At 53.8% G+C, this 22,353-nt stretch carries 27 protein-coding genes; 6 read left to right on the forward strand and 21 right to left on the reverse strand.

The features are described 5' to 3' along the window. Positions 1 to 18 precede the first annotated feature (18 nt). Genes L379_RS06155 through flgB form a run of 5 tightly spaced genes read right to left on the reverse strand, consistent with a single transcriptional unit; the run spans position 19 to position 3,535 of the window. Positions 19 to 756 carry a flagellar basal body rod protein FlgF gene (locus L379_RS06155; RefSeq protein ID WP_015571596.1) on the reverse strand — a complete coding sequence of 246 codons (738 nt, stop codon included), beginning with the start codon at positions 754 to 756 and terminating at the stop codon, positions 19 to 21. Positions 757 to 765: 9 nt separating this feature from the next. After that, complete coding sequence (gene flgE / locus L379_RS06150; RefSeq protein ID WP_015571597.1) at positions 766 to 1,980, reverse strand: flagellar hook protein FlgE; 1,215 nt, start codon at positions 1,978 to 1,980, stop codon at positions 766 to 768. Between the two features lie 28 nt (positions 1,981 to 2,008). Then, positions 2,009 to 2,707 (reverse strand): flagellar hook assembly protein FlgD, encoded by a 699-nt coding sequence (locus tag L379_RS06145; protein WP_015571598.1) that lies wholly within the window; start codon positions 2,705 to 2,707, stop codon positions 2,009 to 2,011. A gap of 8 nt (positions 2,708 to 2,715) precedes the next feature. Then, positions 2,716 to 3,120 (reverse strand): flagellar basal body rod protein FlgC, encoded by a 405-nt coding sequence (gene flgC / locus L379_RS06140; protein ID WP_015571599.1) that lies wholly within the window; start codon positions 3,118 to 3,120, stop codon positions 2,716 to 2,718. A gap of 4 nt (positions 3,121 to 3,124) precedes the next feature. Beyond that, positions 3,125 to 3,535 (reverse strand): flagellar basal body rod protein FlgB, encoded by a 411-nt coding sequence (gene flgB / locus L379_RS06135; RefSeq protein ID WP_015571600.1) that lies wholly within the window; start codon positions 3,533 to 3,535, stop codon positions 3,125 to 3,127. Positions 3,536 to 3,794: 259 nt separating this feature from the next. On the opposite strand from flgB, the gene flgA reads away from it, so the two are divergent. The 3 genes from flgA (at position 3,795) to L379_RS06120 (ending at position 5,324) form a co-directional block, all read left to right on the forward strand. Then, the gene (gene flgA, locus L379_RS06130; protein ID WP_015571601.1) at positions 3,795 to 4,493 is read left to right on the forward strand and encodes a flagellar basal body P-ring formation chaperone FlgA; all 699 of its coding nucleotides are present in this window, start codon (positions 3,795 to 3,797) and stop codon (positions 4,491 to 4,493) included. A gap of 73 nt (positions 4,494 to 4,566) precedes the next feature. Next, entirely contained in the window at positions 4,567 to 4,857 is a 291-nt protein-coding gene (gene flgM / locus L379_RS06125) for a flagellar biosynthesis anti-sigma factor FlgM (RefSeq protein ID WP_032654665.1), read from the forward strand. A gap of 23 nt (positions 4,858 to 4,880) precedes the next feature. Next, the gene (locus tag L379_RS06120) at positions 4,881 to 5,324 is read left to right on the forward strand and encodes a flagella synthesis protein FlgN (RefSeq protein WP_032654668.1); all 444 of its coding nucleotides are present in this window, start codon (positions 4,881 to 4,883) and stop codon (positions 5,322 to 5,324) included. 116 nt (positions 5,325 to 5,440) lie between these two features. On the opposite strand, the gene fliT is transcribed toward L379_RS06120, so the two are convergent. From fliT to fliD, 3 genes are read right to left on the reverse strand one after another with little or no spacing between them, the layout of a single operon-like run. After that, a complete protein-coding gene (gene fliT / locus L379_RS06115; protein ID WP_032654672.1) occupies positions 5,441 to 5,749 on the reverse strand; it encodes a flagellar protein FliT in 309 nt (102 codons plus the stop codon). Then, positions 5,742 to 6,149 carry a flagellar export chaperone FliS gene (fliS, locus tag L379_RS06110; RefSeq protein ID WP_032654673.1) on the reverse strand — a complete coding sequence of 136 codons (408 nt, stop codon included), beginning with the start codon at positions 6,147 to 6,149 and terminating at the stop codon, positions 5,742 to 5,744. Before fliS ends, fliT begins: the two co-directional genes overlap by 8 nt. A 44-nt stretch (positions 6,150 to 6,193) precedes the next feature. After that, positions 6,194 to 7,696: a flagellar filament capping protein FliD gene (fliD, locus tag L379_RS06105; protein ID WP_032654675.1), complete on the reverse strand. Its 1,503-nt coding sequence runs from the start codon at positions 7,694 to 7,696 to the stop codon at positions 6,194 to 6,196. A gap of 310 nt (positions 7,697 to 8,006) precedes the next feature. On the opposite strand from fliD, the gene L379_RS06100 reads away from it, so the two are divergent. From L379_RS06100 to L379_RS06090, 3 genes are all read left to right on the forward strand, one after another. Then, positions 8,007 to 9,500 (forward strand): flagellin N-terminal helical domain-containing protein, encoded by a 1,494-nt coding sequence (locus L379_RS06100; RefSeq protein ID WP_032654678.1) that lies wholly within the window; start codon positions 8,007 to 8,009, stop codon positions 9,498 to 9,500. 863 nt (positions 9,501 to 10,363) lie between these two features. Beyond that, complete coding sequence (locus L379_RS06095; protein WP_026094272.1) at positions 10,364 to 11,182, forward strand: winged helix-turn-helix domain-containing protein; 819 nt, start codon at positions 10,364 to 10,366, stop codon at positions 11,180 to 11,182. Next, positions 11,148 to 11,669, forward strand: coding sequence for a hypothetical protein (locus tag L379_RS06090; protein WP_048974273.1), 522 nt, complete (start codon positions 11,148 to 11,150; stop codon positions 11,667 to 11,669). The genes L379_RS06095 and L379_RS06090 overlap by 35 nt, the downstream gene beginning before the upstream one ends. Before the next feature lie 4 nt (positions 11,670 to 11,673). On the opposite strand, the gene fliR is transcribed toward L379_RS06090, so the two are convergent. The 13 genes from fliR to fliF all read right to left on the reverse strand — a co-directional run bounded on the left by fliR (position 11,674) and on the right by fliF (position 22,115). Continuing rightward, positions 11,674 to 12,453 carry a flagellar biosynthetic protein FliR gene (gene fliR, locus L379_RS06085; protein WP_074174243.1) on the reverse strand — a complete coding sequence of 260 codons (780 nt, stop codon included), beginning with the start codon at positions 12,451 to 12,453 and terminating at the stop codon, positions 11,674 to 11,676. Continuing rightward, the gene (fliQ, locus tag L379_RS06080) at positions 12,453 to 12,722 is read right to left on the reverse strand and encodes a flagellar biosynthesis protein FliQ (RefSeq protein WP_017692822.1); all 270 of its coding nucleotides are present in this window, start codon (positions 12,720 to 12,722) and stop codon (positions 12,453 to 12,455) included. The genes fliR and fliQ overlap by 1 nt, the downstream gene beginning before the upstream one ends. Positions 12,723 to 12,731: 9 nt before the next feature. Continuing rightward, positions 12,732 to 13,475 (reverse strand): flagellar type III secretion system pore protein FliP, encoded by a 744-nt coding sequence (fliP, locus tag L379_RS06075; RefSeq protein ID WP_015571610.1) that lies wholly within the window; start codon positions 13,473 to 13,475, stop codon positions 12,732 to 12,734. Beyond that, the gene (gene fliO / locus L379_RS06070) at positions 13,472 to 13,867 is read right to left on the reverse strand and encodes a flagellar biosynthetic protein FliO (protein WP_015571611.1); all 396 of its coding nucleotides are present in this window, start codon (positions 13,865 to 13,867) and stop codon (positions 13,472 to 13,474) included. Before fliO ends, fliP begins: the two co-directional genes overlap by 4 nt. Next, positions 13,867 to 14,250, reverse strand: a complete 384-nt coding sequence (fliN, locus tag L379_RS06065; RefSeq protein WP_015571612.1) for a flagellar motor switch protein FliN — start codon at positions 14,248 to 14,250, stop codon at positions 13,867 to 13,869. The genes fliO and fliN overlap by 1 nt, the downstream gene beginning before the upstream one ends. Positions 14,251 to 14,257: 7 nt before the next feature. Then, on the reverse strand, positions 14,258 to 15,250 hold the full coding sequence (gene fliM / locus L379_RS06060; protein WP_015571613.1) for a flagellar motor switch protein FliM: 993 nt from the start codon (positions 15,248 to 15,250) through the stop codon (positions 14,258 to 14,260). A gap of 5 nt (positions 15,251 to 15,255) precedes the next feature. Continuing rightward, the gene (locus L379_RS06055) at positions 15,256 to 15,699 is read right to left on the reverse strand and encodes a flagellar basal body-associated FliL family protein (RefSeq protein WP_050597043.1); all 444 of its coding nucleotides are present in this window, start codon (positions 15,697 to 15,699) and stop codon (positions 15,256 to 15,258) included. Between the two features lie 190 nt (positions 15,700 to 15,889). Continuing rightward, positions 15,890 to 16,951, reverse strand: coding sequence for a flagellar hook-length control protein FliK (locus L379_RS06050; RefSeq protein ID WP_032654685.1), 1,062 nt, complete (start codon positions 16,949 to 16,951; stop codon positions 15,890 to 15,892). Beyond that, positions 16,948 to 17,379, reverse strand: a complete 432-nt coding sequence (fliJ, locus tag L379_RS06045; RefSeq protein WP_015571617.1) for a flagellar export protein FliJ — start codon at positions 17,377 to 17,379, stop codon at positions 16,948 to 16,950. Before fliJ ends, L379_RS06050 begins: the two co-directional genes overlap by 4 nt. A gap of 21 nt (positions 17,380 to 17,400) precedes the next feature. After that, entirely contained in the window at positions 17,401 to 18,774 is a 1,374-nt protein-coding gene (fliI, locus tag L379_RS06040; protein WP_032654688.1) for a flagellar protein export ATPase FliI, read from the reverse strand. After that, positions 18,771 to 19,475, reverse strand: coding sequence for a flagellar assembly protein FliH (locus L379_RS06035; protein ID WP_017692817.1), 705 nt, complete (start codon positions 19,473 to 19,475; stop codon positions 18,771 to 18,773). Before L379_RS06035 ends, fliI begins: the two co-directional genes overlap by 4 nt. Then, positions 19,462 to 20,448, reverse strand: coding sequence for a flagellar motor switch protein FliG (gene fliG / locus L379_RS06030; RefSeq protein ID WP_032654690.1), 987 nt, complete (start codon positions 20,446 to 20,448; stop codon positions 19,462 to 19,464). The genes L379_RS06035 and fliG overlap by 14 nt, the downstream gene beginning before the upstream one ends. Beyond that, positions 20,445 to 22,115, reverse strand: a complete 1,671-nt coding sequence (gene fliF, locus L379_RS06025) for a flagellar basal-body MS-ring/collar protein FliF (RefSeq protein ID WP_032654693.1) — start codon at positions 22,113 to 22,115, stop codon at positions 20,445 to 20,447. Before fliF ends, fliG begins: the two co-directional genes overlap by 4 nt. Positions 22,116 to 22,353: the final 238 nt, after the last annotated feature.

Below are 22,353 nucleotides of genomic sequence, written 5' to 3' on the forward strand. Positions count from 1 at the left end.
CTGTACTCCTTGCGCGGGTTAGCCCACGCTTAATAGCTGGTTGGCCTTTTGCGCGTTTTCATCCGCGGTGCGGATCACCTTCATGTTCATCTCGAAGCTGCGTGCGGTGGCGATCATCTCCGTCATGGCCTTCACCGGGCTCACGTTACTTCCCTCAAGGGATTCAGGACTCAGACGCATGGCGTCATCCTGGGGCAACGCATTGCCCGCCGCCGGGCGAAACAGCCCATCGTCGCCGTGGATCAGGGTGCTCATGGGAGCATTAACCATTTTCAGTCTTCCGACCGGCACGACGGCCGTTGGCTCATCACCCGCGCCAAGTGCAGAGACGGTACCGTCCTCCGCAATGGTGATCTGCGAATGGGGAGGAACCACCAGCGGTGCGCCATCGCCCATCAGCGGCTTCCCGCCAACCTGCAATGCGCCATCCCGATCGATCTCAATGCCGCCGTTACGGGTGTACCCTTCACTACCGTCTGGCAAGGCTACCGCCAGCCAGCCGTTCTGCGGAAGTGCAACATCGAGACTGCGTCCGGTGTGGGTAATCGGTCCCATGGTGTCGTCGTTATACGGCGTCGATTCCGCTACCAGCGCGCGAGTTTTCAGGGTCTGCCCCTCAACCGGCACAGCGCGAAACGCGGCCAGTTGAGCACGAAAGCCCGCCGTGGCGCTGTTAGCCATATTGTTCGACGTCACGGCCTGGCGGTTGAGCGCCGCGTTGGCAGCACTCAATGCGGTATATATTGCGCGATCCATCCGCCGCCCTTATCGCAGGTTAACCAGCGTCTGGAGTAGCTCAGACTGGGTTTTGATGGTTTGCGAATTCGACTGGTAGTTACGCTGGTAGACAATCATATTGACCATCTCCTGACCCAGATCGACGTTAGACTGCTCAAGCATATTCCCGTTAATCGTACCGAAGCTGCCGGAGCCGGAAGTACCAAGGAAAGGCTGGCCGGACTGCGGCGTTTCGCTCCAGACGTTATTACCTTCAGCCGCCAGCCCACCGCTGTTGGCGAAATCAGCCAGTACGATTTGTGCCACGGTCTGACGCTGACCGTTACTGTAGGTCGCGACCACTTCTCCGCTGTCGCCAATAACAAAGCTCTGATATTTACCCGGGGCCTGACCGTCGATGGTGTCAACTTTCACGAGGCTATCGGTGGCCCGGCGGGTCAAGCTGGAAAGATCCATGTCGATACTCAGCGGCGCGGAGCCATTAAACGCGGCCCCGTTAATGGTCATTTTGGTACTGGCCATCGCCGCCGTGTCCATATTGCCGTTGCTATCGAACTTTAAATCCAGGGAGGTCACATCAGGCGTGCCGGGCGCGGTTTCATCGCGCGCGTAAGCTTTCCACTCGCCTGCCGCGGTCTGCACGAAGTAGACCTTTACGGTGTGTTTATTGCCCAGCGTGTCGGTCGCCTCAATCTGGCTCTGGTAGTTGTAGGTTTTCGGATCGCTATAATCGAACGAGTCGGTGATGATGGTGGTGTCATCTGACTTCAGGTTACCCGTAAGGGATCCGGCGGTGGACGCCGCGGGGGGCATGTCTTCCGTCGGTATACGAATGGGTCCTACCGGTGCGCCAGGGGCGATTGTCGGCGGCGTACCGGTCGCCTGGTAGCCGGTCAGGTACAATCCATTGGTGCTGTTGATGATATTGCCGTTCTGATCCTGCTTAAACTGGCCGTTACGTCCGTAATAGACGGCGCCACCTTCGCTTACCATGCGGAAAAATCCTTTTCCCTGTAAGCCCATATCCAGCGAGCTATTGCCCGCCGTGAGGCCACCGTCGCCGAAGTTCTGGGTCACGCCCGCAACCTGAACCCCGAGACCCGTCGTTCCGGCGAAGATGTCGGCGAAGGCCACGGAGCCTGCTTTAAAACCTGCTGTCTGGGAGTTGGCGATATTGTTTCCAACCACGTCCAGCGCTTTGGCGGCTGCATTGAGGCCGCTAAGACCTTGTGAAAAGCTCATATTGAAGTTCCAGAGAGTAAATTATTCGCTATTTTTGGATAACAACCACGTCGCCCATGGTGATGGGGTCATGATTGAGCAGGTGCAGTACCGCGCCGTTGGCCGTCATCGTGACGCCAGACACCTGCTCCTGAATCAGGCCGGATATTTCCGGGTTATCGCCTTCCGGATTTTTCGCCTCAAAGGAGAGCGTGTATTCCCTGTCCTGAGGCGGCCCCGGCTCCGGCTGGAAGTTTTCCAGATCGTCGAGGGTGTAAGTCTTCACACCGGATTTCACGTCCTTCAGCTGCGCCGTATAGGCATTGCCTTCATCATCCGTCAGCGTGACGGTGACCGTTTCTGCATCCCCCGATAACAGGAAACTAAAGCTGTCTGATGGCTTCTCTTCCCCGTCCAGTGGCTGCGTGGCGTCACCAAAGGCGACTTTCGGATCGCCCTCGATCAGTACCCCACGGCCAACCCAGGAGGCGGCGCTCATACTGCCCAACTGCGCCATAAGCGCCTGAACGTTGCCGACAGATGCGTTGAGTTTTTCCACTCCCGCGGCGGTATTGAACTGTGCCAGCTGGGAGGTCAGCTGGTTGTTATCCATCGGGTTAGTCGGGTCCTGGTTTTGCATCTGTGCAACCAGCAGCTTCATAAACTGCTCGGAGAGGTCGGCTGCACTGCTGCCCGTGCCGTAGGTGCTGGTATTGCCGCTGGTGTCGTTTACCGTTGAAACTGTCATATCCTGCCTTACTGACCGAGGGTTAAGGTTTTCTGCATCAGGGCCCTGGCGGAGTTCATCACCTCCACATTTGCCTGATAACTGCGTGAGGCGGAAATGGTATTGACCATCTCATTGACCACGTTGACGTTAGGCATACGTACATATCCCTGTTCGTCCGCCAGCGGATTACCGGGCTCATAGACCAGGCGATCGGGCGCTGTACTTTCCACTACGTCGCTGACTCTGACGCCGCCGATGCCCTGGCCGGCAGAGGTGTCCGCTTCAAACATGACCTGACGGGCGCGGTAAGGCTGTCCGTCCGGTCCGGCAACGCTGTCTGCGTTCGCCATATTGCTGGCACTCACGTTGAGACGTTTTGACTGCGCGGCCATCGCCGAGCCTGAAATATCAAATACGCTAAATAACGACATTTATTTACCCCTGACTGACTACCGTCATCATTTTCTTAATATCTGCACCGAGGAATGTCAGGCTCGATTGATATTTCATGGCGTTATCCGCGAAATTAACTCGCTCGCGGTCCATATCCACGGTGTTACCATCAGCACTTGGTTGATCCGGTACGCGATATAGCAACTGAGCATCATCAAAAGGCATTTTTTTACCCTGCATATGCTTGCTGGACGTTAAAGCCATTGTGACAGGCCCTGATGCAGGTTTATTCCCTAACGCATTTTTAAGTTGCTGAGAAAAATCAATATCTCGCGCCTGATAGCCTGGCGTATCGGCATTCGCAATATTCGATGCCAGGACTTCCTGCCGACGCGAGAGCAGACCTAACGCTTGCTGTTGGAAGCGAAACGCATCGTCAAGTTTATTCATCATGCACTCTGGCCTCTGCCTTGCTTTATATAAACCGCGATAGTGTAGACAGCGCTGATGAAATATCACACTGCAAAGACCTGACAGAAATAGGCGCTATTAGCGAAATTAAGATAGATATTTAAAACATGCGGAACTGATTCATGAAAACGGCAGCAGAAGTGTCGTTATTTAACGCAATAAAAGCGTTTCTATCACGTATATAATTTAGTCAGAATAAGCATACCCGTTTACTTTACTGGTGTTACAATAAGGCAACAAGATGAAGCTTCCATTATTACGCGTAACGCTGGTAACGCTCCTTTTCGCGAGCCCGCTGTATGCCAGCGTGCCATCCGCGACAACGGCGAAACTTCGATTAGTGCAGAAACTGGAGGCGCTGGTTAAGCTCACGGAAAATCCAGGCAATATCGTTCGTACCGTTACGCTGCTGGCCTCGCCCGGACAGCTATCAGCGGTGTGCGAAAATCCTGACCTGAGCCTGGCCGGGCATGATGACCGCCTCACCGGCAAACGCACCGCAGTGGCGCGCTGCGGCATGCGTAAGTTCTATCTGCCGTTTAGCATTAGCGCCCAGGGAACCTTCTGGGTCGCCAGTCATAGTCTGAAGGGCGGGGAAATTGTGCAGCAGGGCGATATTACTCCCATGACCGGCAGCATAGACGATTTGCCCGTTGGGCTAATGTTTGAGGCGAGGGACATTGTCGGCCAACGCCTTTTGCGCCCCCTTTCCGCGGGCAAACCGGTGCTGCAAAACCAGCTGCGCCAGCAGTGGCGTCTTCGCGCCGGGCAGACGGTAGAACTGGTCATGTCGGGACCGGGTTTCTTTATCCGCAGCCAGGGCAAAGCGCTAAACAACGCTGCGGTTGACGATACGCTGCGCGTGAAAACCACGGGTGGACGTAACGTTACGGGAAAAGTGGGTCGTGACGGAGCCGTGACAATTTTTTTAGAACAATAATTTTAGTTTTTTCGTGTATTTCCGAAGACTAGTGTATAGGCAAGAGCAGTAACGATTACTGGCGAGGATAAACATGAGCATCGAAAGCACCCAACCCACCGCACCGATTGGCAATCTGGCTGGCGGACACGAACTGCGTACACGCGGCACTACTCAGGAAAATAGTGTCGCGACGGGCGAAGCGCGCGGAAACAAAACCGAAGTGACCCTGAGCGCGCTGACAAAAAAAATTCAGACCGATGACAGCCGTGACGTGGATTATGCACGGGTGGATAAAATCCGTGCCGCAATGGCCTCCGGGGAACTCACTATCGAGCCAGAGAAAATTGCTCAGGCGCTGGTGCGACATATTTTTGAGTATTAATAACGGCAGGATTTTTTAACATTATGGATAAGCTGTACCCGATACTGACGCAAATGAAAACGTCCCTGGACGAGCTGGAAGCCATCATGATTGAAGAGGTCAATCAGCTCAGCCGCGTACAAATAAATCCCGTTTCGCTACAGGTATTATCGGATAATAAAAGCCAATTGCTTTCGTCGATTCAGTACTATGATGAAATGCGTCTCCAGCAGGAACAGCTTTCCGCCCTTCAGGCGCCCTATCACCATCACAGCAGGCTGTTCACCAGCTGGAAGCTGATCAGAGAACGGGTGCAAAGCACCAAAACGCTGAACGCGCAGGTCGAAACGCTTCTGCAAAACCATATGAAGAAGAATCAATATATGCAGAAGGTGGTAGACCGCGTGGGTCACGCCAACGCGCTCTACGGCCCCGCCGGGGAATCCAGCCAGGCACCTGCGGGTCGTAAATACAATATCAGCATCTGATTCGCCTCTTGCTTACCCGTAACCGAGCTCGCCCATGGCGGGCTTTTTTTACGCGCTAACGTCATCTTGCAGAGGGATTGAGGCGGGACACGCTCCCGCCATCAGGGGCGGGAGCGTCAGACAGTGTGGTATGCCTGGGCAGACGCGTTTGATTTAAGTAGAGCAGAAATGTTATTGCTGAGATGACCTAGCCGGACTGACATCCGCTGGCGCAGACGTTCGTCCTGGGCAAGAAGCTGCGCAAGCTGTGCGCGGGCGTCTTCAGCAAGCGGCGAGAGATCGAACTCACAGAGCGCCTGCATACCCCGGGCGTAGGCTGCAACCTCTTCGGTAAAGCACTCCCACGCCTCCTCGTCTGCTAACTGCTGTAGACGTTCGTTACTCTGCAACATCAGGGCGATTTGCCGCGTGAGTTTATCAGCCATGCTTCACCTGACGCGCCTGTGGGTCGATGGCTTTCCACGTCTCGGCCATATCCACCATCAGTGAGATAAGATGCGGGAGCATTTCCCCGGACTTATTAAGGTTCGCTTCCAGCAGAGAGCGCGAAATATACTCGTACAGTCGCTCCAGGTCGGCGGCAATCTGTCCCCCAACCTCATGGTTAAGCCCGGCGCGCAGGCCATTATCAATAATGTTGATTGCACGGGAGATCATCTCACCCCGGCGAGCGATGTTTCCAGACTGGAAGTAGATCTCGGCGCGACGCATGGCATTGATTGCTCCGTCGTAGAGCAAAACGATGAGCTGGTGCGGGGTGGCGCCAGCAATCTGGCTGTCCAGAGAGACGGAGGAATAGGCGTTGTTGCCCGTTTTGGTGTACATCTTCGGTTCCTGCCGGGCAGTTGGCCTGCCCGGATGCGTTAAGTTTAACCCATGATCCCAAGCAGCGCGGACTGAAGCTGCTGGCTCGTACTGTTCATTTGCGTCAGGGCCTGGTCGAGACGCTGGAATTCCTTACGGCTGCGGTCAAGGCTGTCCTGAATGCGTTCCTGCATGCGGGCTATCTGTTTTTCAACGCGGGTATTTTGTTCCTTTACCCCCTTGAGAGCGGTGGAGATCGCCCCTTCAACCTTCGGGATCGAATCGTTATCGCCCAGATAGGTGGTGAACACCTCCTCCATGCGATCCTTGATCCCGCCCGTTGAGCCGGTGCCTAAAAACAGAGCTTCCACTTCCTTTGGATTTTTCTTCAGCGCTTCGTCGAGCTTTTTATTGTCGATGGTGAGTATGCCCAGGGTCCCGGTACGCTCCTCGCCGGGTTTGGTTTCGTTGAACTTCACCTCAATACCGAGCGCACCCAGAGATTTGTACAGATCGTCGGCATCGCCATAGCTCCCGGCGACAGCGGACTTCATCTGGCTGGTCAAACGGCGCAGGGTACCGTCACCGAAAAGCGCGCCGTTTGACGCATTGGCCTGCGGCAGTTCATCGCCGGTCGTCTTTTCCGGTTCGTTGTATGCACTGGCGCTGGATGCCGCGCTAAGATAGGCGTTATAGACATTCACAAACTCTTCAATCAGGCTTTTAACCTTAGAGGTATCGGCGGTGATCGACAGTGTTTCTGATTTCAGTTTTGATGCGTCGTCAGGATCTTTTTCTGAGACCTCGCGCAGATCGAGGGTGATCCCGTCAATGGCGTCAGAAATGGTATTGGAGCTGCGTTCAATCTTCGTACCATCAACGTAGACAATGGCATTCTGCGCCGGCGTAATCTCCCGGGCATTATCTGCCCCCGGCGTGACTGCCGGGTCGTAATCCAGCACTTTTGCCAGCTTACTGTCGCCGCTTACGCTGATGCTAATTTCGCCATCTTCGCCGGTCTTTTTCGACGTCACGACCAGCTGATATTTGCCATCTTCGGCAGGCATTACCGTCGCGGTAACATCGCCATTTTTAGCATTAATTTTTTTAGCAATCTGTACCAGAGAGGTTTCATCATCTTTCAGCTCCACCTCCATCGGCTTGCCTTTGCCTGCGGTGATGGTCACCGTACGCGGACCGGCGCCGTCACCCATCTGGGTGTCGTTCGCATTTTGCGGTGCCGTCCCCACTTTATTGGCTTTTGCTAACTGCTCAACCTGGACCGAGTAACTATTCGGGATCGCTCCCTTACCTGCCGTTGCGTTAAATGCCTTGTTGGTGCCAATGCTGACCCCATTGAACCCTTCATCCTCCAGTTTTTTCAGCGCCGTTTTCACCGCATCCAGACTGCTGGAGATTTTACCCCAGGAGGAAGTTTGTCCTTCATAATTGCTCTGCTTCTGCAAATAGGGGTTTAATTTTTTATTCTCAGCTACCTGGAGCTGCGAAATCATACTTTCAATATCTAACCCGGAGCCGCCGAGGCCTGACATAGAGAACGAAGCCATGATTTGTATTCCTGTTACAGTGAAGATAGATATAGCGATATCATCGGGGTTTCGGCCATAAAGTTTAATTTTTTACAGTTCAGGCGACAACGAAACCACCACATTAATACACTCTTACACGCTTATCAGGCTATTGACTGAGGTAATCGGGAGAATTGCCGTCACTTGTGAATGCTTTTTCTGGAATATAAAAAATTATGAAAAAATAATTTAGTCATTTCCTTTTCATCCGATTAATTCAGTATGCGCAACAGACATCGCATATTTAACTGGCGAATGCCGTCGTTACTTTATTTAAAAGGATATTGATATGGCCCAGGTCATTAATACTAACGCATTGAGCTTGATGGCTCAGAACAACCTGAACAAATCTCAGACTTCTCTGGGTACTGCAATTCAGCGTCTCTCTTCCGGTCTGCGTATCAACAGTGCGAAAGACGATGCAGCAGGTATGGCGATCTCTAACCGCTTCACCTCTTCTATCCGCGGCCTGACCCAGGCAGCACGTAACGCCAACGATGGTATCTCCCTGGCGCAGACCACCGAGGGCGCGCTGGAAGAAGTAACCGAGAACTTACAGCGTATCCGTGAACTGACCGTTCAGGCAAAAAACGGTACTAACTCCTCTGACGACCGTGACTCCATTAAAAAAGAGATCTCTGCACGTCTGGACGAAATCAAACGTATTTCTGAAACCACCAACTTCAACGGCGTTAACGTTCTCGATGGCTCCAAAGATAAACTGACCATCCAGATTGGCGACAAAGATGGCCAGACCATCGACATCGATCTGAAGAAACTGGACATCGACTCTCTGGGTCTGGACGGCTTCACTGCTGCATTCGATAAAATTGCCGGCTCTGCGGGCGCCACCAGCCAGTACACCAAGAAAGCTGACCTTAAGGCTGATGGTGATGACATGGGTATCGATACCGGTGCTACCGGTATGTGGAAATACAACGAAGCTGATGATGGCGCTGCGCTGGCAACCGCAATTGGCGCAGGTGCTGCTGCGGATGTTGAAGTTTACAGCACTGGCGGTGAAGTGTTCGCCTACGACACCGTGAACGAAAAGATGTTTAAACTTGATACAGCCGCAATGACCTTCAAGGATGATGGTTCCGGTACTACTGCTCAAATCGACGCCGTCACTGCCGCTAACGTAACGGAAGTCAACGCGCTGGATGCCGATATCCTGTTGAACGGTCCATCTACGCTGAGCGATGCCACCAAGCTGAAAGAAGGCGCGACCTTCAAAGCTCAGGATGGTTCTGAAGTGACGCTGGATCAGGCTAAACTGGACGAGATCTCCAACGCGGCCTTTGGCGCTGACGCTGCTGACAGCAACATGCAGCTGTTCTCCGTGAAAGACGGTGCAAACACCAAATACTTCGCGCAGAGCACCGACGCAAGCGGTAACACCGTGGTGAAAGAGCTGACCTTCGCAGATAACGCAACTGCCCCTACCGTCGCGGATGCAGGCGCAGCGAACTCAGCGTTCATCAACACCGCCGCTAACGCTGCCGCAGCCGACGACCTGCTGGGTAACCTGGATGCAGCCCTGACTGAAGTGACTAACTTCCAGGCTGACCTGGGTGCGATTCAGAACCGTTTCAGCTCTATCATCGCGAACCTGAACACCACTGTTATCAACACCACCGAAGCCCGCTCCCGTATCCAGGATGCTGACTTCTCCGTGGAAGTGTCCGCAATGAGCCGTTCTAACATCCTGCAACAGGCCGGCGTATCCGTTCTGAGCCAGGCTAACCAGGTACCTCAGAACGTTCTGAGCCTGCTGCGCTAATCCCGAAAAGCCTCAACATTTTACGCGTATTTATTGCGCGTTAGCCCTCCCTGTCGGAGGGCTTTTTTCGTTTTGAACCTCGCTAATCGTCCTCAATCCTTCTCCCCTGCCCTGACCGTCTGTCAGGCAAGTCACAACCAACCAAAAACATTACAAATAATATGGTTAAAAAGGTCTCGCAAAACAATATAAAAACGCGTTTACCCTATTTGGAGACGATCGGTAATCGACCATAAATAGCATGCGTAAAGTGCCATTGAATACGAAATGAAAGAACGAACGCATCTCGTTTATTTATTATGAACGCAACCTTCCGCTAAACAGCTCATCTCAACATTGTTTAAATGATATGACCAGTGAGATAAAATTAACCAACTCATTTATAGCGACTGCCGATATTTAATGTTAAAATCGTTTTCGCTGCACAGCGTGCAAAAGGAGAAATTCCCTCCTGTTACTTATACATTTTTAAGCGTTTAGCTTATCTAACTTGAGCAGTCAGCAAATGCCCGTCAGTCATTGCCCTTCACGTACTAAGCCTCAGAAAAATAGGAATATAAGCGTCACCCCACTGCTATCGTGCCGCCAGGTTCAGCGAGAGGAATCACCGCATGCGCATCAAAATGGGAGGGCATTTACTTTATTTATCACACAAATACGCCAACCGAGGCCTGGCCATTTTTAACATCGGCATTAATAACATTAATATCGTTGAAATTTACCTTTAGCGATCCGCGAATAGTTGCGATATAAGCCTTAGGTAGCCCGAAATTGTTGCGCATTGTTAACGAAAAGACTTTACCCAATTAACATAAATACCCATTCAATTCACCTTATCTTTCATTACGAAGTATCAAGATATTATGGTCAATTACATTGCGATTGGATCGTTAGTGACGCTGGATTTACACACGAGGTTACTAACACGAACGCGCGACGGCGAGTGCGTGACGCTGCCTGCCAGCGCCTGCCTCTGCCTTGCCGCCCTGGTGGAAGCGCAGGGACAAATTTTGTCTCAGGAACAGTTAATGGATATCGGCTGGCGTAGCGCTGGCGTTGAGGTCACGGATAATAGCGTGCGCGTTATGGTGAACAAGCTTCGACGAGCGCTGGCCTCGCTAGAGATGCAGGATGCTATTGCGCTGGTTGCCGTAACGCGAAGCGGCTATCGCCTGATTATTCGTGAAGAGAGCCCGCCGGAACCCTCGGCTGAAAGCGTTGAGATCCTCCCCCCACCACAGCCGCCTGAAATGCCGGTGGAGGCTACGCCTTCTCCCCCCTCCGCTACGCCAGCACCGCGTCGAAAAAGGCTTTTGCGAAGCGCTGCGTTCGCGGTCTGCGGCATGCTGATCGGTATTCTTATTGCCTTGTCCGTCAAAAATGCGTTTGTCCCCAGCCCGCAGAGCATCGAGTTTATCCTCTGGCAGGGAGAAGGGATCCCCCCCGGCCATATCGTGATGGTGCAAAAAAACCGAATAAGCCAAACAGAACTTATCCAGGCAACGCTGCACACCTATAGCGAATATGTGCTGGAAAGACGCGTCCATTACAGACCGGGTAAAATTTTATACATCACTACCGGTACGGGAAAGATAGATAAATATCAGGCAGTTATTGCCTGTCAAAAACCCATTCAGGAGCAAAAGAATGACTGTGAATCGTTCTATTTTCATCTTTATTAAACGCCCGCAGATCCTCTTTGCTGGCGGCCTGATGACAGGTTTAGCGTTAACAATCGGGTACACGATCGCCACGTCGCCGCTGAAACAGACGTGCTTTGCCCCAGCCTCGTTTTACACTATCAAGGACGAAAACAACGTGACGCTAGCGCGAGGAATTTATCGCTCATACCGCGATGGACTTCATGAGGGACACACGACCTATATCGGTAACATCCGCCATTTTCAGGACGGAAAACGCGTAGGGCAAGCTTCACCCGTACAGCGCAGCGTGAATTATACCATGTCCTTCTCCGGCAACCTGCTGCATCTGACGATGCTTAGCCACGCCCGTCGGCTGGGCGATCAAAGCAACGAAAAAGAGGTGACGGATTATATTTTTCCGCAGCTTAAGAGCGGCGAAACCTCCACCAGTTCCCTCTATTTGCTGGAAAACAGCATCCTGGCATCGGGAACGGAGACGGTAGTACGGATAGCCTGCACGAATTAAGCCCTCAAACCAGCGCTTGTAGTAACCCGCTCAGGATCTCGAAGCCGTGGCTCATAAGACGTTCAAAAAATGGAGCCAGCGTTTCGTCGATGAGCAACAGTGCCAGCATGCCAAAGGTCAGCGTGAGCGGGAACCCTACTACAAAGATCGAGAGCTGCGGGGTAAGTCGGTTTAGCAGCGCAAGCACCATGTTTATACTCAGCAGCAGGGCTATCACCGGGAGGCCCAGGATCAGTCCCTGACTGAAGATGAGTCCGGCATGATTAACGAGGTAAAACATCCCGCCAGCATGCAGCGGTTCTGTGTTAATGGGGAGAGCCTCGAATGTCTCTGCAAGCAGCGAAAGCAACCACAGATGGCCGTTAAACACCAGAAAGAGCAGCATCGCCAGCATGTTTAGCAGGCGAGCGATCACCGGGCTGTTACCGCTGCCCGGGTCGAAGAAGGTGGCAAACGAGAGTCCCATCTGCATCCCAATGATCTCGCCCGCCAGGCGAACGGCGGCAAACAGCAGTTGCATCGTCAGCCCCATCGCGGCGCCGATGAGCACCTGCTTAGCCATCGTCCAGACGCCCGCCCAGGAGTAAAGTCCTATATCCGCTTCAGAAACCAGCCCGCCCAGCAGCAGCGCGAGGGTTAAGGCCAATGCCGCACGCAGGCGGGCGCTTATCGCTTTTTCGCTAAATACTGGCGCAACATGCAGAAGCGCCGAGATACGCACCATGACCAAAAAGTAATGGCTTATCAGGGCGTAAAGCTGCTCAAGGGGAAGATTAAAAATCATTAGCCGATGGCGTAAGGAATGCTGGCGAACAACATGCGCGTGTATTCAATAAAGATTTTCATCATCCACGGACCGAGCAGTACGCCGACACCCACGATCATCAGGATTTTAGGGATAAAGGTCATGGTCATTTCGTTCACCTGCGTCGCGGCCTGAAGAATACTGATAATCAGACCGGTTGCCAGCGCGACCAGCAACAGCGGCCCCGCAATCATTAGCCCAACCTTGATAGCTTCCATGCCCAATACCATGACGCTTTCGGGGGTCATATCAGGCTCCTATGAGTAAAAGCTTTGTGCAAGCGAACCGACCAGCAGCTGCCAGCCATCCACGAGTACGAACAGCATCAGCTTAAAAGGCAGCGCAATTGTCGCTGGCGGAACCATCATCATCCCCAGCGCCATCAGAATGCTGGCCACCACCAAATCAATAATCAAAAACGGAATAAAGATGGTAAAACCAATCTGGAAGGCGGTTTTCAGCTCGCTGGTGACGAAGGAAGGCACCAGAATACTCAGCGGCACGTCCTCCGGGCCGGTAAGGGTCGGCGTTTTAGCAATGCGGGCAAACATCGCCAGATCGGCTTCACGCGTCTGCTCAAGCATAAAGGCCCGCAGCGGTTTTACGCCTTCCTTCAGGGCCGTTTCCATGGTGATTTTATTGGCCTGCAACGGCTGCCATGCCTGTTCATAGATCTGGTTGAGCACTGGCGACATCACAAAAAAGGTCAAAAACAGGGCCAGTCCCACTAATACCTGATTTGGCGGTGCGGTCGGCGTACCTAGCGCGTTGCGCATCAATCCCAGCACGATAACGATACGCGTAAAGCCAGTCATCATCAGCAGTACCGCAGGGATGAACGTGAATCCACTGAGCAACAATAGCGTCTGGATGGGTAGCGTCCAGCCAGCGCTCCCCGGCGAACTGGCCAGCGTAATGTCGCCGTTAGCGGCGAGCGCAGAGGCGACGGGCAGCAGCAGACCAACGCCCGTCGCAGCACGGGCAATCAATAGACGGTTCATTTTTGCTCACCACCCGAACGGTATTTATGAAGAAAGTTATCCAGCATGGCGGGGAAAGCCGCTGAAGGAGTCGCCTGCTCAGGCACCTCTGGCCTAACCTGTACGGTAAGACAGCTAATGTGGGTTGGGGTAACACCCAGCACCAGACGCTGTTCGCCCACGTCAACCACCACCAGCCGTTCGCGCGAGCCGAGAGGTTTACTTGCCACCAGCGATACCGCAGCCTGGCTTTCGCGGGTGCAACGCGCCAACCCGCTGCGGCGAGCGATCCACGCCAGCAGTACCATCAGCATAATAATGAGCATGAGCGTACCGATAACCGATAGCGCGATTGCCCCGCCAGAGAGCACGTTCGTGCTCCCTGCGGCAAAAGGAGGTTGTACTGCGTTCATTAGCGGCTCAGGCGATGCATTCGCTCGGATGGGGTAATGATATCGGTAATACGAATCCCGAATTTATCGGACACGACCACCACTTCGCCCTGGGCAATAAGGTAACCATTGATCAGAATATCAAGCGGCTCACCCGCCAGACCGTCAAGCGAAACCACCGAGCCCTGGCTTAAGCGCAGCAGCTCCTTGATAGTCATTTTTGTGCGGCCCAGCTCAACGGTCATTTTGACAGGGATATCCAGAATCAGGTTCATCTCTTCAGAAAACTGAGGAACCGCCGTTTGCTCTGTACTTCCCGCAGCGTTCTGCTCGTTCAGCGCCTCACCCCAAAGATTGTCCATAGACTTATCTTCAGATCCCGACGAGTTATTCATGTCGCTCATGGGGAAATCACTCCTTATTGAAAGATTTTAATGCTGGCTGATTCATCCGATCGACCTTCAGAGCATATTGATTATTTACAGAGCCATATTTCGCGGTAAATACCGGCACGCTGCCGACGTTCGCTTCTATAAACTCCTGCTTATCCAGTGGGATAATGTCGCCTTTTTTCATCTTCATGACGTTTGACAACCGCGTGTTGATGTCGGCAAATTGCGCCACCAGCTCCAGCTCGGTTTCACGCATCTGGCTTGCCAGCATGCTGCGCCACTCAGAATCCTCATGGCGCGAATTATCCATTGGCGGATTGCTTAACAGTTCACGCAGAGGCTCTATCGTGCTGAAGGGAATACAAATATTGAACTCCCCGCGATGCGAGCCGATTTCCACGGAGAAAGGCGTGGTGACAACAACATCGTTTGGTGAAGAGGTAATATTGGTAAATTTCACCTGTATCTCTGAACGGATGTATTCCGTCTTAATTTTATAAATAGAGCCCCAGGCAAACTCATACGCCTCGCGTGCCATTGTCAGCATACGGTGGATCACCCGCTGCTCGGTCGGGGTAAATTCCCGCCCGTCTGCCTTCGTCGGGAAACGCCCGTCTCCGCCGAACAGGTTATCCACGGCCATAAATACCAGACCGGAGGAGAATGCCATCAGCGCGGTCCCACGCAGGGGATTAAGGTGCAGCAGGTTCAGGTTAGTTGGCACCGGTAAATTGCGGGCAAACTCATGATACGGCTGGATCTTGATATTTCCCGCCGTAATATCTGAACTGCGGCGCAGCAGGTTAAATAGCCCCATCCTGAACTGACGGGCAAAGCGTTCGTTAATAATTTCCAGAGAATGAAGCCGCTCGCGAATCACGCGTCGCTGAGTATTTGGATCGTAAGGTTTTATCCCCGCATCTCCCATGCTTCCATGGAGGTCATCGGGACTCTCCGTATCAGCATTGAGCAGGCGATCGATCTCATCCTGTGATAAAAAACTATCAGCCATTGTGTTTACCGCAGAATAAATTCATTAATCAAAACGTCAGTGACGTTAATCTTTTTGTTGAACGCCAGCGGTTTTTTAAGCTCATTATTGATGTTGCTAATCAGCAGGCGTTTACCTTCATCCGTTGAGAGCGTTTCATACGTTTGCTGAGAAAGCAGCATAAACAATCGGCTGCGATATTCCGGCAGGAATTTCTCAAGCACCTGTACGGACGACGTATCGCCAAGTCGCACGGACAGACCAATGTAGAGCACGCGATCCGACTCGTGCTGCGTCGGGGTCAGGCTAACGGTAAAGGTATTCATCGACACGTATAACGGTTCAACTTGCTGTACCGCCGGGGCTTCGTGCTCACTTCTCGAATTGTTGTCCGTCTGCACGTGTGCATATTTCATCGACCAGAACAGATAGCCTGAAAAACAGCAGGCTGCGAGGGCAATCAGAAACATTAGTATTAACAGAAGCGAGCGCGACCCTCCGCGAGCCGCAGCATTTTTATTTTTGTTACCCATTACGTAAACCCAATAAAATAAGAGAGGCAGCAACCTGCCCCTCGATAAATACGGCGGACATTGTAGTCCATTTAATCAGCAGAATAATCAGGAGATAAAATTTCATTCCTGTCGGCAATTCAGCAATTCAGGCAAAAGTGTTAATGCCGTATATATTTCCTTGCGTCGATGTTAATAATTCCGCCACAGCGTCTTCGTCCACGAACACGTTATCTGCACCTTGAGCGGTATGCTGCTCTCCGGAAGGATGACGTCCCTGCTCGCCACCGCCAGTATGTGGTCGATCGGGGCTCACGCTCGCCTGGCCCAACTGAAGCCCGGTTTCCGCTAAAGCCGCCCGCAGGTGCGGTAGAGCAGTCTCCATCATCTGCCGCACCTGGGCATGTTCGCTGACGATATGGATCTGCGCCTGGTCCTGCTGCACGCGCAAAGAGATATGCAATGAGCCCAGCTCCTGAGGATGCAGGCGGATCTCCGCATTGTGCAAATTGTCGCGGCTGAACAGGGCAATATGTTGGCTCACCGACTGTTTCCATTCGGGCGACTCCAGCGGATAACGGACGTTGACCACCTGCTGTGAGACAGGCTGACTGACCAGTCGCGCCGTTGATGGCTCCATCACGACGCTCTGAACCGTGGGATCGCACGTAGCGTGCTGCGATGCGTCTCCCTGATGAGCCGTTAAGCCTGGCATCACGGCGCTGGCGTCCGGGGCTTTCCCCCCTAACGCCTGTGCCTGCATCTGGAGAGGGGTATCTTCGCGTCGGGCGGGCTTCAGCTTAATATCGTCAACAGGGATCGTTAAAGGCGCCTTTTCGCCAGCTACCTCTTCACGTGGCAGAGTCGCATCAGCAAGGGTCGAAGCCTCTGTAGCGCCCCTCGCCTGGCGGGTGACTATCTGCTGAAGCTGCCATTGCGGGCTTTCATCACCGGGAGAGGCGCTGATTCTGATCTCCGCCAGCGTGTCGTCACTCTCCCCCGGCTCAGCTACCGGCGGCAAAACCGGCTGCGGAAGAGGGTATCCTTCATGACTCAACAGCTGCGCCGGAACGTCCAGCCCAGGTAACAACACTCCCATCTGCGCCAACCTGTCGTCGAGCGTGAGAGCAAAATCCTCGCCGATGAGTTTTCCTTTGCCTGCTCTCGTCGGCGCTCCGCCGGACAGCAGAGCCGTAATATCAATATTCATAGCCTTTCTCTTTTCTGTCCGGCACGCTGGGCGAATTCGTCCATCATTTTTTGCTCCTGGCGGCTCTGTGCCATAGCCAGTGCCGCTTCGCGGCGATCGATGAGCGTCTCAAACGCATTAAGGCGCTGCTTTTTCTGTAGCCACTTCTCTTTGACCCGATCCACGGCTTGTTCGCAGGTGGAAACATGTGATTCGTGCTGCTTCACCACCTGGTTAAGTGACAAAATGAAAGACTGTTGATTAACCAGATCCGCCATCGACATACCGCTGCCCAGCAGGCCCTGACGCAAAGATTGCTGATACTCGCGCTCATAGTGCTGAAGCTGTTCATGCTGGGCCACGGCTGCCATAAGCGTCTGCTGGACGCTGCCGAGGGCGCGAGTGGTCTCCGTAAGCTTTTCCTGAGCCATGTCACGCAGCATGACCATTGGATTATTCACTTTCACGTTTTATCCCGCCTGTTCATCGATGTCAGGGAAAAGTTGGCTCAGTGCGGCAATAGCCTCGTCGTAACCGCTCCGCTCGTGTATTGCCTGATGCAGGAAGGCTTCCAGCGCAGGATACTGGTCTATCGCTCTATCGAGCAGCGGATCGCTGCCCTTCACGTAAGCGCCTACGCTGACCAGATCCCGGTTACGCTGGTAGGTCGACAACAGCTGCTTAAAACGCTGAACCTTGCGGTACTGGACATGCGGAATTAGCTCCGTCATCGCGCGGCTAATAGAGGCTTCAATATCAATAGCAGGATAATGGCCCGCCTCAGCCAGGCGACGAGAAAGCACGATATGGCCATCGAGGATCGCGCGCGCCGAATCGGCGATCGGATCCTGCTGATCGTCCCCTTCGGTTAGAACCGTATAAAAGGCGGTTATCGATCCGCCGCCGCGCATACCGTTACCCGCACGCTCTACCAGTGCGGGCAGACGCGCGAAGACGGACGGTGGATAACCTTTCGTTGCCGGCGGTTCACCGATAGCCAGCGCCACTTCACGCTGCGCCATGGCATAGCGCGTAAGAGAGTCCATTATCAGCAGGACATTCATCCCACGATCGCGGTAATCCTCAGCAATTCGGGTGGCGTAAACCGCACCCTGCATACGCAGGATCGGTGAGACGTCAGCAGGTGCGGCGATCACGACCGCGCGTGAGAGCCCCTCTTCGCCAAGAATGTTCTCGATAAAATCTTTTACTTCACGTCCGCGCTCGCCAATCAGCCCGACAACGATGACGTCGGCGGTGGTGAAACGGGCCATCATGCCGAGCAGCACCGACTTACCGACGCCCGAGCCGGCAAAAAGGCCCATACGCTGTCCCCTGCCAACCGTCAGCAGGCCATTTATTGCCCTCACGCCCACATCGAGCACGGACTTGATGGGATCGCGGTGAAGCGGGTTAAACGAGGGGGTAAACAGGCCGGCTACGGGTTTTCCCGCCGGTGGACGACCATCCAGGGGGCGGCCCTGAGCGTCAAGCACGCGCCCCAGCAGGTGTAACCCCACCGGCAGCTGTTTACCCGCTCCCTTATCGGCCTCTGGCGCGTACACGCGCGCGCCGGGAAGAATACCGTCAACATGTTCAAGCGGCATAAGATAGAGCGTCTGACCGTTAAACCCGACCACCTCACACTCGACCGGTAAAATAGCCTGCCCGGTCTGACGTTCAACAATGCACAACGCGCCTATCGGCAGCTTCAGGCCAACGGCCTCCATCACCAGCCCGGTAGCACGCGTCAGCTTGCCGTACTGACGAAAGCGCGGGAGCTCTCCGAGCTTCTCTTCCACCCGATCCATGACCGAGAGCCAGTTTTTTAACTGCTGGCTCATTGGGACAATTCCTCTCGGGCGAGCTGACAGAGAGACTGCCAGCGCGTTTCCATGGTGGCGTCATACTCCACGTCCGGCGTGACCACACGACATCCCCCTGCGGCCAATTGGGGATCGCTTTGTAAGGACCACCCCATTGAGGAGAGCGTCTCACCGATCGCCTGGGAGACCATGGGCAGATCCTGCGGGTTCACATGCAGTTCTGTCGGGCCGTTGAGCAGGGTATCCTGCTTCATTAACTGGCGGATCTGCGCAAGCAGAGCATGGTTATCCGCCACGCTCAGGGTGCCGTACAGCTGCTGTACCGCCGTCAGCGCCAGCTGAACCAGACGTCCGGGAATAAGGCTATCGAGATTCGAAAGCGCAAGCTTGCACTGCGTCACCCATTCTCCAGCCTGGAGCAGTAAAGCCTGCCGTTCGTCACGAGCCTGTTCCAGTCCCTGCGCCAGACCCGCCTCACGCCCCTCCTTCAGCCCGGCCTCATAGCCTTCGCGACGGCCTTCCTCTTTGCCTTGCGCCAATCCCTGAGCAATACCCTGCTGCTCAGCCTGCTTACGCAGGCGTGCCAGCTCGGCCTTAAACTGCGCGTCAGAATGGCCGGTATCCTGCGTCTGCAACGGTACTTCAACCGTTTCGTTTAACAGATCCTCAGGCTGCCAGCTGCGCCACTGAGCGGCGCTATTGGCATCAAACGTAGGCATCGTCGCTGCCTCCAATGATGATTTCCCCTGTCTCCGCAAGGCGACGAACGATGTTCAGAATAGTCTTCTGCTCGGCTTCCACCTGTGACAAACGTACCGGGCCGCGCGATGCCAGATCTTCGGTCATCAGATCCGACTGACGGCGCGACATGTTACGGAAGAACTTGGCCCGCAGCGCTTCGTCTGCTCCTTTGAGGGCGATGATAAGGGTTTCACTTTCCACCTCCTGCAACAGACGCTGGATGCTGCGATCCTCGACATCCACCAGGTTTTCGAACAAGAACATTTCGTCGATAATTTTCTGTGCCAGCTCACTGTCGAAATCGCGAACCGCCTCAATGGCGGCCTCTTCCTGCTGGGATTTCATCAGGTTTAAAATCTCCGCAGCCGGGCGCACCCCACCCATTTTGCTGCGCTTAAGATTCTGACCGTGGAGCAGGCCGTTGAGTACCTCCGTCAGTTCCTGCAACGCGGCGGGCTGAACCCCGCCGAAGGTGGCGATACGCAGCATAATGTCGTTACGTTCACGATCGTCGAATTTGCTCAGGACGTCCGCCGCCTGGTTACGCTTTAAGTGGACCAGGATCGTGGCGATAATTTGCGGGTGTTCTTCACGAATCAGATCGAATACCGCCAGCGGATCCATAAAGTTGAGCGTTTCGATCCCGTTTCCACCCTGGTGGGTATCCAGCAAATCCTCAAGCAGCGTTGACGCACGCTCTTCACCCAGCGCCTTGACCAGCACGCTGCGCAGATACTCGTTCGTGTTAAGGCTCAGCGCGGCATACTCGCTTGAGTCATTTTTAAAGTCGCGCAGCACGGAGGCCATTTGATCGTGGGTAAACCCCGCCATGTTGACCATAGAAGTGCTGATGGTCTTCACCTCATGCGCGTTTAGGTGCTTAAAGACTTCGGCGGCCAGGACGTCGCCCAGCGTCAACATAACGATGGCGCTTTTCTCTGCGGCATTCATGATTTGAGCTCCTGATTCATCCACTGACGAATAACCAGCGCAATAACCCGCGGCTCTTGTTCCGCCAGTTCGCGCAGCTGCTGACTGTTAAGTTCCGTATCCACACGCTGCTGAGCGCGGTCACGCGCATCCTTTTCGGACGCTTTCTTGCGGGCGGCCAGCTCTTCCTGACGCGCCTCTTTTTCCATTTCCATGCGGCGCAGGCTGGTTTCCTGATGGCGGATCCAGGCCGGATGAACAAGCTTACGCCACATAACCCAGGCGATAATCGCAATAACCAGATAACGCGCAATCGCCATCATCAACTGATAAAACTTATCCTGTTTCCAGAATGGCGGGAGTTCCTCTTCCTCAACCCCGTTAAACGGCGAGTTCAAAATATTGACGCTATCGCCGCGTGAGGCCGTATAGCCGACAGCCTCTTTAACCAGAGCATTAATACGGTTCAGTTCAGCCTCACTCAGCGGACCCGGCTTGCCCTCAGCGCCTTGCGGCAGATGGTTTATCACCACCGCGACTGAAAGACGATCGATGCGCCCCATGGCATTTTTAATGTGGGTTAGCGTGCGATCGACCTCAAAATTGGTGGTCTCATCGTTGTGATTGTTGTAGGGCTGTGAACGGTCATTTCCGGTACCAGCGGTACTGGTTTGAGCGGCAGGCTTGTTAAGCGGCTGCGTAAGTGGCGCAGTGGCAGGCGCTGGCGGCTGATTCGTCAGCGCGCCCGGTACGCCGCCATTGCCGCGTCCATTACCCTGCTCGGACTGGCTCGTCTGGCGGCTTCGAATCACCATTTTTTGCGGATCGGCGTTGGGCTGATACTGCTCCTGCGTCTGCTCCTGCTGGGTAAAATCAATCTGCGCCGTGACCTGGGCGCGAATATTTTTGCTGCCCACCAGCGGCGCCAGGATTCGCTGGATGCGCTGCTGGTAATCACTTTCGATCTCACTGGTGTACTTCAGCTGTGACGTTTGCAGGCCGCGCAAACCACTTTGGGTGAGCAGCTCACCCCGCTGATCGACGATAGTGACATTTTCTGCCGTCAGCCCCGTCACGGCGCTGGAAATCAGATGGGTAATGGCAATGACCTGTCCTTCATCCAGGGTACGCCCCTGAATCAGGTTGACGGTAACGGAAGCCGTCGGCTGTTTTTGCTCACGCACAAACATCGTCTGCTTGGGTGTGGCAAGATGAACGCGCGCCGATCTGATCGGCCCCAGGTTTTCAATGGTACGCGCCAGCTCTCCCTCAAGCGCCCGCTGATAATTAACCTGTTCGCTAAACTGGCTAATACCAAACTTTTCCTTATCCAGCAGTTCAAACCCTATGGAGCCGCCTTTTGGCAACCCCTGTTGGGCCAGCTTCATACGCACTTCATGGACCTGCCCTTCAGGAACCAGAATAGCGCCACCCGGCGCGTCGATGCGGTAAGGGACATTCATCTGCGACAGCTGGGCAACAATGGCCCCACCGTCTTCATCACTGATATTGCTAAACAACACGCGATAGCCTGGCTCTTTTGCCCAGAACATAAGCGCAATTAATACCGATACGGCAGCCGCGGCGCAAATGACCAGCGATAGCTTCGGGCTGGCGCGAAGCCATGACAGAGCCGATTTAATTCGGTCAGCCGGATTATTCGTTAAATCATTTAATGTGGCACTCATGCCGTGATCCTGTAAGAAATAGCACGCACAATAATGCGCGTCAGCGCCTGTGATATCGCAGGGCTGATAACGACGATTTCAAATTAAGAGAAATTTTCAGGCGGGCATTATCGTCTGAAAGGCCGATTTTTTAAGGATAAATAAGCTTAAAGTAATGTTCGCTTATTGGATTTTATGGCCATTTTGCCTACGTGTTAAACTATCAACGTTTAAAAGATATGTAATAAATGTATGCTTT

The sequence above is a fragment of the Enterobacter sp. MGH 33 genome (assembly GCF_000534535.1).
GTDB lineage: Bacteria > Pseudomonadota > Gammaproteobacteria > Enterobacterales > Enterobacteriaceae > Enterobacter > Enterobacter hormaechei_C.

Bases quoted from the DNA above. Each gene is read 5' to 3' on its own strand.
- L379_RS06155 (WP_015571596.1), bottom strand. From the start codon at position 756: ATGGATCGCGCAATATATACCGCATTGAGTGCTGCCAACGCGGCGCTC.
- flgE (WP_015571597.1), bottom strand. From the start codon at position 1,980: ATGAGCTTTTCACAAGGTCTTAGCGGCCTCAATGCAGCCGCCAAAGCG.
- L379_RS06145 (WP_015571598.1), bottom strand. From the start codon at position 2,707: ATGACAGTTTCAACGGTAAACGACACCAGCGGCAATACCAGCACCTAC.
- flgC (WP_015571599.1), bottom strand. From the start codon at position 3,120: ATGTCGTTATTTAGCGTATTTGATATTTCAGGCTCGGCGATGGCCGCG.
- flgB (WP_015571600.1), bottom strand. From the start codon at position 3,535: ATGATGAATAAACTTGACGATGCGTTTCGCTTCCAACAGCAAGCGTTA.
- flgA (WP_015571601.1), top strand. From the start codon at position 3,795: ATGAAGCTTCCATTATTACGCGTAACGCTGGTAACGCTCCTTTTCGCG.
- flgM (WP_032654665.1), top strand. From the start codon at position 4,567: ATGAGCATCGAAAGCACCCAACCCACCGCACCGATTGGCAATCTGGCT.
- L379_RS06120 (WP_032654668.1), top strand. From the start codon at position 4,881: ATGGATAAGCTGTACCCGATACTGACGCAAATGAAAACGTCCCTGGAC.
- fliT (WP_032654672.1), bottom strand. From the start codon at position 5,749: ATGGCTGATAAACTCACGCGGCAAATCGCCCTGATGTTGCAGAGTAAC.
- fliS (WP_032654673.1), bottom strand. From the start codon at position 6,149: ATGTACACCAAAACGGGCAACAACGCCTATTCCTCCGTCTCTCTGGAC.
- fliD (WP_032654675.1), bottom strand. From the start codon at position 7,696: ATGGCTTCGTTCTCTATGTCAGGCCTCGGCGGCTCCGGGTTAGATATT.
- L379_RS06100 (WP_032654678.1), top strand. From the start codon at position 8,007: ATGGCCCAGGTCATTAATACTAACGCATTGAGCTTGATGGCTCAGAAC.
- L379_RS06095 (WP_026094272.1), top strand. From the start codon at position 10,364: ATGGTCAATTACATTGCGATTGGATCGTTAGTGACGCTGGATTTACAC.
- L379_RS06090 (WP_048974273.1), top strand. From the start codon at position 11,148: ATGACTGTGAATCGTTCTATTTTCATCTTTATTAAACGCCCGCAGATC.
- fliR (WP_074174243.1), bottom strand. From the start codon at position 12,453: ATGATTTTTAATCTTCCCCTTGAGCAGCTTTACGCCCTGATAAGCCAT.
- fliQ (WP_017692822.1), bottom strand. From the start codon at position 12,722: ATGACCCCCGAAAGCGTCATGGTATTGGGCATGGAAGCTATCAAGGTT.
- fliP (WP_015571610.1), bottom strand. From the start codon at position 13,475: ATGAACCGTCTATTGATTGCCCGTGCTGCGACGGGCGTTGGTCTGCTG.
- fliO (WP_015571611.1), bottom strand. From the start codon at position 13,867: ATGAACGCAGTACAACCTCCTTTTGCCGCAGGGAGCACGAACGTGCTC.
- fliN (WP_015571612.1), bottom strand. From the start codon at position 14,250: ATGAGCGACATGAATAACTCGTCGGGATCTGAAGATAAGTCTATGGAC.
- fliM (WP_015571613.1), bottom strand. From the start codon at position 15,250: ATGGCTGATAGTTTTTTATCACAGGATGAGATCGATCGCCTGCTCAAT.
- L379_RS06055 (WP_050597043.1), bottom strand. From the start codon at position 15,699: ATGTTTCTGATTGCCCTCGCAGCCTGCTGTTTTTCAGGCTATCTGTTC.
- L379_RS06050 (WP_032654685.1), bottom strand. From the start codon at position 16,951: ATGAATATTGATATTACGGCTCTGCTGTCCGGCGGAGCGCCGACGAGA.
- fliJ (WP_015571617.1), bottom strand. From the start codon at position 17,379: ATGGTCATGCTGCGTGACATGGCTCAGGAAAAGCTTACGGAGACCACT.
- fliI (WP_032654688.1), bottom strand. From the start codon at position 18,774: ATGAGCCAGCAGTTAAAAAACTGGCTCTCGGTCATGGATCGGGTGGAA.
- L379_RS06035 (WP_017692817.1), bottom strand. From the start codon at position 19,475: ATGCCTACGTTTGATGCCAATAGCGCCGCTCAGTGGCGCAGCTGGCAG.
- fliG (WP_032654690.1), bottom strand. From the start codon at position 20,448: ATGAATGCCGCAGAGAAAAGCGCCATCGTTATGTTGACGCTGGGCGAC.
- fliF (WP_032654693.1), bottom strand. From the start codon at position 22,115: ATGAGTGCCACATTAAATGATTTAACGAATAATCCGGCTGACCGAATT.